Genomic DNA, 9,773 nt, shown 5'->3' with positions numbered 1-9,773 from the left:
GAGCCGCATGGCCCTGGTGGCCCGGGAGCGGCCTCACCAAATCGTGGGCTCGGCCAAGTGCCGCCAGGCGCCCGGTCAATTCGGTGGCCATCTCCTTCGCTGTCGTGGTGGACCGCGACGAGAGCTGGGTCAGCCCCGCAGCAATGGCCAGCAGATTCTTGACGCGGTGACTCATCTCCCCGGCGAGAAGCTCGTGGCCTTCCTCGGCCTGCTTGCGCCCCGTGACATCAAGAAAGATGCCGTAGGCAATGCCATTGTGTAGATTCGAATCGTCGCCAATGCCCCGCGCGGAGATCCATCGGATCTCCTCATCGATAATGATGCGGAAATCTATTTCATAAGAGCCGACGATCGCCCGCGTCGCCGTGAACGCGCTCCGCACCCGATCCCGGTCGGCCGGGTGGATACGGACTGACAGGTCCTCGAACTTCACCGGGATGCCATCGTCCTGCACGGCCCATAAGGCGTATCCGCGTTCGTCCATGGCGAACCGGTCGGTCTCGACGTTCCACGACCAAAGGGCGACCCCGGCCGCGCCGATAGCGCGACGGAGGCTGTCGGCGCTCCACGACAGAGGGTTGCTGGTGGGCATGACTGCACTCGGGGAGCGGCTGCGGGGTGGGCATGATAGCAGCAGAGAAAGGGGTTCTCTAAGTTCTAAGAGCGGACGGCCTACTATGATTTAGGTGAAGGTCGGCGCCCTCCGAGGACATCGATCAGCAGGATGGGAAATAAATTCCGAGCATTCTGATCGGTGCCTCATGCGCATTCGCCGACCTCCGCAACCAATGAACCGCGAGGCCTGCCTGGCGTATGCGGGCTAGGTTTGCGCCCCGACGCTGCGCCAGGCACATCGTCATCATGGACAATCTGCCCCCCACAAGGGCGAAGCGGTGCGCCAGGTCATCGAGGCGACCGGCGCCGCCCTCGTCTTCCGGCCGCTTAACACTCCTGATTTCGACTCGATCGAGATCGCCTTCGCCAAGCTCAAGGTGCTCTTGCGAAAAGCAGCCGAGCGAACCGGCGAAGGCCTTTGGCGAACCATCGGAACAATCCTCGACGTCTACCCCCGACGAATGCAAAACTAATTCTGGGGTGCCGGGTATGAGCCGGAATAACGTGAAGATGCTCTAGATCTGGGATCGCAGAAGGCTGGCTAACCAATCAGACAGTCTCTCGCCAACGGTTCTCTGTCGCCATTGATCTATCGTGTATGGCGTAGACCGCATTACATCGAAGTTGAAGATCGCTATCTGGTCGCGTGCGAAACTTCTATCGTAAAAATTGATATTAGCCTCATCGTTCAATCGAAGCGCACGCTCGTCGATATTGGTGGATCCCACAGATGTCCAGACCTCATCAAGGATCACCAGCTTGCAGTGATACATTGTCGGATCAAATTCGTAGATCTTTATTCCGGCCTCTAGAAGTTCCCCCCAAAAATGGCGCGACGCCTTTTGGACCAGGCGCGCATCCGTCGATTTGCCAGGCACGATAATCTCGATATCTACGCCACGCTTTCTCGCTTCAAGTAATTGCTGTCGGGTAATGGCATCGGGAACAAAGTAAGGGGTTCCGAGCCGGATGTTCTTTTCGGCCGCAGCAAGCGCCGACAAAAGCATTAGGTGCAGGACGTTGCGCTGATGCGTCGAACTCACGACAATTTGGGCATCCTGGTCGCCCTCGGGTTTTATGGCCGGGAAGAACCGGTCTCCCATGAGGAGTTCGCCCGTGGCCTCGATCCAGTGCTCGGCGAAGGCTGCCTGCAATTCTGAAACGGCAGGGCCTTCAAGGCGGTAGTGGTTGTCCCGCCACTCGGAAGCTGTCCGCGCATCACCATTCCATTCATCGCCGATGCCGACGCCTCCCGTAAAGCCGATCCGGCCATCGACGATCAAGAGCTTGCGGTGGGTACGGTTGTTGACGCGATCCACCGTGCTCCAACTGACAGGGCGGAATTTGACGACTTCCACGCCAGCCGACTGCATCCGCTGGACCAAAGCCTCCTCCATTGGGAGGCTGCCAATCCAGTCGAGGAGGACTTTGACGCTAACTCCCTCGCGCGCCTTCTGAGACAGCAGATCGGCAAACTGATCCGCGATGTCCCCTCGCCAGTAGATGTACGTTTCGAAAGTGATGGTGTTTTTGGCGTTGCGAATGGCCCGCAGCATGGCCGGGAAAATCCGGTTCCCGTTGACGAGCGTCTCAACCTTGTTGCCGGGAATACTGTTGGAACCGAACAGCGCTCCTATCGAAATTTTGAACTGGCCGTCGGAGGATGACAGATGATGAGGCAGCGGCTGCTGAAGCTCCCGCCGTTCCGGCATCAGGTTGGCGACGACTAGACACCCGACCACGCCGACCGCAGCAGATATAACCGCGATGAAAAGCGGAGACTTAGCGATCTTCATGATGGTCCTCGCCAGCGATGTTCGAACAAAACACGGCCGCTTCAGTCTAGTTCCGCGTGATCGGGACGTCCGAGACCCGGCCCCACGAGTGCGGATCCGTTACAGCGCGCCCATACCTCTGATCGTGTCGTCCACGACGCGAAGGGCCCGCGCACCATCTTCATGAAGGCGGGGAAGCGCACCTTGGGAACCAGGCGATCCGCGATGAGGGTGACGAAGCCGCGCGCCGAAAACGCCTCCCCGACGAAGGCATAGGTCTCCCTCTCGCCATTGGCCCATGAGCCCCGAGATGAAGAAGGTCACGGGCCTGCCGTGCCACCCCCCTGGGGGACATAGATATCCGATATCCATCCGCTGTCTGGGATGACGGCCATAGCAATCGCGTGCGCCTTCCGTTGGGGTGCCGGGGCGGAGCGGCGCAGCCCGGAAGTGCCGTAGCCGCAAGAAGGGGAGCTATCGCACCGCGGGAGAGCCCGGTCGTCAGGGTCGCCATCTTACCGTCAAGCCCCGCCGGGCGAGGAAACTGCGTTCTCCTTGGTTCCAAGACCATTTGTTCGGCCATCGAGAGCTGGTTCGGCTCGTCCGGGGCCTGGCCACCTTCTGGAAGATCGGCAGATCATGATCGGGTGGTGGCGATGACCGATCTTGACGCTAACCTGCGCGAATGCCGCCGTGCCCAACCCAGGGCAAGGACTGAACCGAGGATGCCTTCCTCACGCCGTTCTCTCTGAACGCAGTTTCCTTGGATTCGCTTCCGCAGCTTCGTCTAAAGTTTAGACAAGTTCCAAACGGGACTGTACGGTCCCTGCTGACTGCGCTCGCAGGGGGAAAGTGAATGCCGTTCCGGTCCATCGTTGCCACGCCAGAGGAACTCGCCCGGATTGCAGAGGCGTTCGAGGAAGCGTGGGCTGAGGTCGCGGCCAGAATCGACCCATTGAGTGCACCTGGTCAGCGCGAGCGTCTCGCGGCCATCATCGCGGAATTGTCGTCGTCGGACCAAACCGTCGATCTGGCGCTGATGGCTGTGCGCCAGTTCGATGCAACCGCTGCGGCGGGAGGCGGGCCGAAAGCTCCCGAGTGAATGAAATAAAGAGCAATCGGGGGAACGCCGCGGATCGCTCTTGGTTTTACACCTGTGACCGTGCGCGACCCTCGTCCTGTGCGGTCACGGCCTAGGGCCTCGCTGCTGCGCCCCCCGGAGCGGCGGGGCCCACATTCAGCCCTTCATCTTGATGAGCCTCAGCCGCTCGATCTCGACTTTGAGTGCGGTGACCACGGCATCCCCTCGAACTCCCCTGACCCCTTTGCTTTCGCGATCGATGGCGCCCGGAATGCCGTCGAGAAACTCGGTTCGCTGGTGCTCAGACATGGTCAGCAGATACTCGATCTCACATTCGTGCCGCCATGCCTCGGAACTCGTCGAGACCTCTCGATCAGCAAGAAGTGACCAGGCGAAGCGGGGAGAAGGCACGGCGAATCTCCTGCAAATAGCAACGATTAGCTGTTCAATGCTTTTTGGCTCGGCCACCCTTGTCGGCGTCGAGCGTCTCTTTCAATGACGCCTTCAACGCGTCAAATATACTGACGACATTACCCTTTGATTTTCCATCCGTAGCGCCGCGCCGAACGCTCCGGCTCTGTTTCGAAGCGATGAGCTTCTGAAGATGCTCCTGGACGGGATCTTTCATGTAATCGGCTGACCAATGCGCGGTTTTCTGAGCAACGAGCTTGTCGGCAAGTTTCGCCAAAGCCGGATCCTCCTCGGTCGATCCAATATCGCCGAAATATATGCCAGGCTTCCGTACTTCATCACCGAACCTCAGCGTCCATGCGATGATGCCCTTTCCGGAAGGCTGAAGCATCACAGCCCGCTCCCTACGGTTGAGGACCACACGCGACATTCCGACTGTATCCGTTGCGGCCATGGCCTCCCGGATAACGGCAAAGGCCTCCTCCCCCACCGGATCGCTCGGCGTCATGAAATACGGGCTGTCGAGATAAATCCAAGGAACCGAGGCAGTCTCTGTAAAAAGGTCGATATCGATCGTCCTGGTGCTTTCGAGCCCGACCGAAGAAAGCTCCTCGTCGTCAAAGACGATGAACTGGTCGTCCCCGACCTCGTAGCCTTTCGCCGCTTTCTCGTCGTTGACGGGTTTGCCCGTAACGGAGTCGATGTAGCGACTAACAACTCTCTGCCCCGTCGCTCGGTTGAGCGTGTGAAAGCGAACCTTTTCGCTCTCCGACGTCGCTGGCTGGAGCGCCACAGGGCACGTGACTAGGGAAAGTCGGAGATAACCGGTCCAGAATTTCGGAGGCATGCTGCAACCCTGAACTCACCCAGCTTCAATCCATTGGAACGTCTTCGGTTCCCTTTGCGTTGAGTCATGTTCGTCGTGTCGGAGTTGCGTTCAATGGCTACAGCCCGCGCTCAATGGAAAGGTACGCTGCAAGTTGGCGCCCTGGCCGTACCCGTCGCACTCTTCACCGCCGCCTCCACTGCGGAACGCACGACTTTCAACATGGTCAATCGTGACACAGGGAATCGGCTTCGTCGGGAGTTCATCGACCCAACCACAGGCAAGCCGGTCGAAAAGGAAGACCAGGTGAAGGGCTTCGAAGTCGAGCCCGACAGCTACGTGATGATCGAACCCGAGGAGCTCGACGCTGCCATTCCGCAATCGGATAAGAAGCTCGCCATTCAGGCCTTCGTCCCGTTCGCTGAAATCGACACCTTGTTTTTCGACAAGCCTTATTACCTCGCACCCACCGGGCCGGGGGCTGAAGCCCCCTTCGCAGTCCTACGCAATGCACTGGAGCGGAGCGAAGTTGGCGCAATCGCGCACGCTGTACTGTTTCGCCGATATAGAGCTGTCCTGATCCGAGCCAGCGGACCTGGCCTAATCGCCCATACCCTCAACTTTGATTATGAAGTTCGCTCGGCTGTCGGCGCATTCGAGGAGGTGGAGGACATCGAGATCAAAGGCGAAATGCTCGACCTCGCCAAACATATCATCACCACCAAAGCCGGTAAGTTCGATCCTGCGGCTTTTACAGACCGCTACGAGGCCGCTGTAACCGAGCTCGTAAAGGCAAAAATCGAAGGCCGCAAAATCTCCACTCCAAAGCTGCGGACGGCCACGAACGTGGTCGACCTTATGGAAGCGCTTCGCGCGAGCGCCGCGATGAAAAAGCGGGGGCGGAAAGAAGCTGCGCCTTCGAAGACGTCTCAGCCCTCCAAGAAAGCTGGCTAGTAGCTCGAAGACGCCCAGGAGGCGTTCTGTGACTGGACCGGAACGATTCCAATCGGCCCAGAGTTCTCAGCGCGTGGTGGAGTGGCTGTTGTGTGTGCGCGTCGCCTGTTGCGGTCTGGTCCTGGATTCGAGGTGCTGAAAAGCCCCGTCATCGCGCGGGTGGATGATCCGCGACAAACGACCCTGTTTTACGATTTTTACGAACCGATGCCCGATCGGGTTGAGCCCTGCTTGGCGAAGCTCGCCACCAAGCCACCGCATGGCGAAAATTGGGCATACGAAGTCAAATGGGACGGCTATCGCGTTGCCCTCCATATTGAGTCTGGCGGGCGGGCCCGCGTGATCACGCGCGGCGGCCATGACTGGACCGAACGTTTCCCCACAATAGTCGCGGCTACCAAGGTGCTGCCGGTCGACAGCGCCATTCTGGACGGTGAAGCCGTTGTGCTCGATGAGAGAGGCAGATCGGACTTCTCGGCGCTTCAGAGCCAGCTCGGCGGCCGGGGCGGCAAGCGCAACGCCGGCCTCGCGGTGATGTTCGCGTTCGATCTCACTTACCTCAATGGCCGCGACCTCCGGCGCTTGACGCTGACCGAGCGGCGCGACCGACTGGCCTCTGTGATCCAGGGCACCGAACCCGGAATCATGCTCAGCGAGGAGGTTGACGCTGCCGGCGACGCCTTCCTCACCTTGGCCTGTGAGATGGGACTCGAGGGTATCATCGCGAAGCGGCGCGACGCCCCTTACCGATCAGGCCGAGGCGGCGATTGGCTGAAGATCAAATGCGTGCAGTCCGAAACGTTCGTCATTGTGGGGTAATGAACCGTCTACCGCTGCCTTAGGTGGGATCGGGCGCCTGCTTTTGGCTGCATTGAAGGGCGATCGGCTCTCCTATGTCGGTAGTGTCGGTACGGGCTTTGCGGAGCGATCAGCAATCGCGCTGCGCAAAGACCTCGATCGCCTGATGATCCAGAAACCCTGCCTGGCGCTAAAGCGCGCCGGTATTCGTTGGGTTAAGCCGCAACTGGCGGCAGAAATAGAGTTTCGAGGCTGGACGAACGACCACAAACTTCGGCACCCATCCTACAAGGGTAGGCGAGAGGTGGCTGATCTCGTGGAAATCTTCGAAATCGAGGACTAGTTCATAATGGAGAGCGGCAGGACAACACCCACGCTCTCTTCGCGCAGCGCCGTGAACGTCAGCCACGTCGGGCTATAGATCGTGACGGAAATATTAAGGGCCAGTCCGCCCACGCAGATGAGTTCCACTTCTCCCGACATTCCACCTCGATCGATGCGGCTTATGTCCCCAGTGAACGATCCCTCCCAAACGCCGGCCCGCCGAGCCGGCTCGAATTGGTAACGTCCAGGGATCGAGTAGCTATGGCGCAGCGTGAGCCGGCCTCTGCCTGAGGGCATTTGCAAGATGTTCCTTTGGGTGGCGGTTCCCCTCAGTGCAGCAAGTCGGCGGCTTTTTAATGATGCGCGACCGGGCGGCTCGAATGACGACGTCCAAGTCCAAGTGACCTGACACCAATCTCCGGATCATCCCTTGATCTCCCGCCGACGTTTTTCTGAAACGCATCGCGCCAAGCGCTCGACGTCCGCGACATCGCCAGCCTCATCGGCGACGCGCAAGCTGCGAGCCGCCTGCTGAAGCCAGTGTTCCGCCTGACGGAGAGCGTGAGCGCGCATTGATCCGGTGCGAATGGAGCGTCTGGCAGCAGCTTCGTCGAGCAGGTCAACCATCGTCACTGCGCTCTTGTGGCTCGGCGCTGCGGCCGTGACGTAGTTCAGGCGCTGCGTCTGAGAAACGATGGCGAACCCGCCCACGGGGCGTGCTATCCATCTAATAGAGGAGGCGCTCATGAGAACCTACTGCTTGTTCCACGCCGTGAACTCCCCTGACCTACGCGGCTTCACCGATGAGCCTACCGGCGCCAGTTTGCCCCCGGATCTTGCGCCGTGGAGCCTTCTTCAACAAATCGGGCCCGACGAGGAATGGACCGCCCCCATCAGCAGAGCGGTCGTGGCAGCCGGCATCATCGAGGACGGTTTTTATCTCTGGGGACCCGTCGAGCGAGCGATCGTATCCCACCCGATCATCGAAAGTGATCGCGTCCAAGGAACTGCCGTATTCGGCCGCGAGGACATTCAGTTCGGCACCATCAAGCGGTTGTTGATTGATAAGGTAAGTGGTCGCGTTCTCTACGTCGATGTGACGTTTGGAGGATTTCTCGGCGTGGGCAGTCACCACATTACGATCCCATGGGAAAAGCTCGCCTACGACCAAGTGCTCGGGGGGTATCGCACTGACCTTGCCGAGGCCCGGGTCCGAGCCGCCGCGGCCTTCTATGGGGACGAGAAAGTTTCGCCAGGTCGGAAGCGTCGGCAGGATATGAGGGACTACTGGAACGACCTTCCTAGGGGGCCACTCTGAAACGCGCTCTCGCCCCCGTCGTGACGACACGCCCCGAAGGGAGCATACCTCGCTCGTGACGGCGATCGCTTACACGGGAGCCGATCACAGAACTCTTTCGGGAGACGCAGTTCTAACGACGCGAGCCGTGAGGATCAGCCGGTCCGAAACGGACGAGTTGGCCGCAAGGAAGCGCCACCCAACCCTTCGTTTAATCTTCTAATCTCTGGGAAGAAGCATTCGCCTGATATTCTCGGTGAAGCCTTTCAAGCTGTTCCTCATCGAGCTCCTCGATTTCGGCAAGCCTGTCCTTTGCGCCCTCGACAGCCTTGAGCAGTTCGTCGAGCTTGATTTGCATCGCCGTGACCGCACGATTCTGACTGGTCTGGACGATGAGGAAGGTCACAATGGTGACCGCGGTGCTCATGATAAGCTGCCAGCCTGGGGAATAATCAAATGGGGGCCGGTCAAGCCCGCCATAATTACAGCAGCCAGGATGCCGAACAGAACTCGCGAACGACTGGTCCATCGCGCCGCAGCCTGTGATAGCTGCGTGAACCTGGACGGCCTTTCGCGAATATATGCCATCGGGGAGCCTAGGAACTGACTTGAGTGCAGGGGGCTGGTCCTCGCGGGCGCGCTTCGCGCGACGCTCGTATTCGGTGCGAAGAGCCTCAAGTTTCTCTTCGTCTAACTCCTCGAGGTCGAGAAGCTCTTCGCGAGCCCCTTCAAGACGGATGATGAGTTCATCCAGCTTAATCTGCATGGCGCAGGTATCGCGGTTCTGGCTGTTCTGGATGATGAAGACCATCAGGAAGGTGACGATCGTCGTCGACGTGTTGATCACCAACTGCCAGGTGTCGTTGAAGCCAAACAGGGGTCCTGACAGCGCCCAGATAATGATGATCGCGATCGCGACAAAGAAGGTTTGAGGCTTCCCCGCCCACCGTGCTGTGGTCTGCGAAAGCCGAGTGAATAGCGACGCATCGCTTCCGAGATCGGCCAGTGAATCCTGGTAATTTGCCATTGCACACCGTGGTGAATTTTATGGAACATTCGGACACCCGATTTGGCTCGTTGCGCCGCTGACACTGACCGGCGCAGTTGCGATAGACCGAAGTGCGTCGAACCGGCTGGACGTGGGTTTCTCCGCGCATCAGGAGGGGCCCCTCGGAGCCCCTCCAATTTCCTTCTTCATCGCCGGCCGAACAGCGACCCGAGATCCATTTCCTCGTCGCGATGCTTGCCGCCAAGTTGGGCCGCCATCCAGGCTGCCGCTGCTCCAAGCAACAGCACTGCTGCGGTCATGAATGCGGTAATCACTGCGGCCTTGCGAGCGCGCTCAGCAGCTTGCTTTGCGGTCTCCTTCGCCTGCTGCAGTTTCGCGAAGGCGTCATCTGCGAAATCTCAGCGATGCACGCGACGAAGCGCCCTGCCGCGAGAGCGGCTTAGAAGCTATGGGCGGCGCAACGAGGCCGGTACCATCGTTGCCGCAATCAGCGATGGAGCACCTTTATGGCACACAGCATCGATGCGAGCAGATGTTCGATTTCACTTGATCAAGGCGCGACCCTGGTCGCCGTGATCGAGATGGGCCAGGCGAGTTGGTTGGTCGCCGGCCTCGTCCCAGGCGTGGAGCGCCAGCCATTGAAGAAGCTGCCCGTCGATCAGCACGGCCTGCTGCAATTGCTG

General features: G+C 59.5%; 12 protein-coding genes and 1 pseudogene. 6 read left to right on the top strand and 7 right to left on the bottom strand.

Translation table 11 applies throughout. From position 1 onward, the window contains the following. A partial coding sequence (locus AC1DW9_RS35460; protein WP_476855355.1) for an HWE histidine kinase domain-containing protein occupies positions 1-592 on the bottom strand: 592 nt, incomplete at its 3' end. A 260-nt stretch (positions 593-852) separates the two neighbouring features. Here AC1DW9_RS35460 and AC1DW9_RS35455 point away from each other — a divergent pair. After that, positions 853-1,118 (top strand): annotated as a pseudogene (locus tag AC1DW9_RS35455) (transposase); the annotation flags it as partial. A 12-nt stretch (positions 1,119-1,130) separates the two neighbouring features. Here the strand turns inward: AC1DW9_RS35455 and cls are convergent. Further along, positions 1,131-2,411 (bottom strand): cardiolipin synthase, encoded by a 1,281-nt coding sequence (cls, locus tag AC1DW9_RS35450; RefSeq protein WP_476776217.1) that lies wholly within the window; start codon positions 2,409-2,411, stop codon positions 1,131-1,133. Positions 2,412-3,246: 835 nt separating this feature from the next. On the opposite strand from cls, the gene AC1DW9_RS35445 reads away from it, so the two are divergent. Continuing rightward, entirely contained in the window at positions 3,247-3,492 is a 246-nt protein-coding gene (locus AC1DW9_RS35445; RefSeq protein WP_476776218.1) for a hypothetical protein, read from the top strand. 135 nt (positions 3,493-3,627) lie between these two features. Here AC1DW9_RS35445 and AC1DW9_RS35440 read toward each other — a convergent pair whose 3' ends face one another. Beyond that, positions 3,628-3,882 (bottom strand): DUF7696 family protein, encoded by a 255-nt coding sequence (locus AC1DW9_RS35440; RefSeq protein ID WP_476776219.1) that lies wholly within the window; start codon positions 3,880-3,882, stop codon positions 3,628-3,630. A gap of 34 nt (positions 3,883-3,916) precedes the next feature. Further along, positions 3,917-4,729 (bottom strand): non-homologous end joining protein Ku, encoded by an 813-nt coding sequence (gene ku / locus AC1DW9_RS35435; protein ID WP_476855354.1) that lies wholly within the window; start codon positions 4,727-4,729, stop codon positions 3,917-3,919. A 93-nt stretch (positions 4,730-4,822) separates the two neighbouring features. Here ku (AC1DW9_RS35435) and ku (AC1DW9_RS35430) point away from each other — a divergent pair, with 93 nt between their 5' ends. From ku (AC1DW9_RS35430) to AC1DW9_RS35420, 3 genes are all read left to right on the top strand, one after another. Then, positions 4,823-5,662, top strand: coding sequence for a non-homologous end joining protein Ku (gene ku / locus AC1DW9_RS35430; protein ID WP_476776221.1), 840 nt, complete (start codon positions 4,823-4,825; stop codon positions 5,660-5,662). Between the two features lie 132 nt (positions 5,663-5,794). Then, on the top strand, positions 5,795-6,481 hold the full coding sequence (locus AC1DW9_RS35425; protein WP_476855353.1) for an ATP-dependent DNA ligase: 687 nt from the start codon (positions 5,795-5,797) through the stop codon (positions 6,479-6,481). A 43-nt stretch (positions 6,482-6,524) separates the two neighbouring features. After that, positions 6,525-6,803 carry an ATP dependent DNA ligase gene (locus tag AC1DW9_RS35420; RefSeq protein ID WP_476776223.1) on the top strand — a complete coding sequence of 93 codons (279 nt, stop codon included), beginning with the start codon at positions 6,525-6,527 and terminating at the stop codon, positions 6,801-6,803. Here the strand turns inward: AC1DW9_RS35420 and AC1DW9_RS35415 are convergent. Together AC1DW9_RS35415 and AC1DW9_RS35410 are read right to left on the bottom strand one after the other, a co-directional pair. Then, positions 6,800-6,943 (bottom strand): hypothetical protein, encoded by a 144-nt coding sequence (locus AC1DW9_RS35415; RefSeq protein WP_476776224.1) that lies wholly within the window; start codon positions 6,941-6,943, stop codon positions 6,800-6,802. The genes AC1DW9_RS35420 and AC1DW9_RS35415 overlap by 4 nt on opposite strands. A gap of 264 nt (positions 6,944-7,207) precedes the next feature. Then, a complete protein-coding gene (locus AC1DW9_RS35410) occupies positions 7,208-7,495 on the bottom strand; it encodes a hypothetical protein (protein ID WP_476776225.1) in 288 nt (95 codons plus the stop codon). Between the two features lie 34 nt (positions 7,496-7,529). On the opposite strand from AC1DW9_RS35410, the gene AC1DW9_RS35405 reads away from it, so the two are divergent. Next, complete coding sequence (locus tag AC1DW9_RS35405) at positions 7,530-8,102, top strand: PRC-barrel domain-containing protein (protein WP_476776226.1); 573 nt, start codon at positions 7,530-7,532, stop codon at positions 8,100-8,102. 190 nt (positions 8,103-8,292) lie between these two features. Here AC1DW9_RS35405 and AC1DW9_RS35400 read toward each other — a convergent pair whose 3' ends face one another. Continuing rightward, positions 8,293-9,108, bottom strand: a complete 816-nt coding sequence (locus tag AC1DW9_RS35400; RefSeq protein WP_476776227.1) for a low affinity iron permease family protein — start codon at positions 9,106-9,108, stop codon at positions 8,293-8,295. Positions 9,109-9,773 lie beyond the last annotated feature (665 nt).

Source organism: Allobosea sp. P4_E12 (assembly GCF_056401655.1).
The sequence above is the reverse complement of the archived record's forward strand: the minus strand, read 5'-3'. Positions and strand labels throughout refer to the sequence as shown.

What these genes read in the sequence shown, in the direction of transcription:
- cls (WP_476776217.1), bottom strand. Translation starts at nt 2,411, where the DNA reads ATGAAGATCGCTAAGTCTCCGCTTTTCATCGCGGTTATATCTGCTGCG.
- AC1DW9_RS35445 (WP_476776218.1), top strand. Translation starts at nt 3,247, where the DNA reads ATGCCGTTCCGGTCCATCGTTGCCACGCCAGAGGAACTCGCCCGGATT.
- ku (WP_476855354.1), bottom strand. Translation starts at nt 4,729, where the DNA reads ATGCCTCCGAAATTCTGGACCGGTTATCTCCGACTTTCCCTAGTCACG.
- ku (WP_476776221.1), top strand. Translation starts at nt 4,823, where the DNA reads ATGGCTACAGCCCGCGCTCAATGGAAAGGTACGCTGCAAGTTGGCGCC.
- AC1DW9_RS35415 (WP_476776224.1), bottom strand. Translation starts at nt 6,943, where the DNA reads ATGTCGGGAGAAGTGGAACTCATCTGCGTGGGCGGACTGGCCCTTAAT.
- AC1DW9_RS35405 (WP_476776226.1), top strand. Translation starts at nt 7,530, where the DNA reads ATGAGAACCTACTGCTTGTTCCACGCCGTGAACTCCCCTGACCTACGC.
- AC1DW9_RS35400 (WP_476776227.1), bottom strand. Translation starts at nt 9,108, where the DNA reads ATGGCAAATTACCAGGATTCACTGGCCGATCTCGGAAGCGATGCGTCG.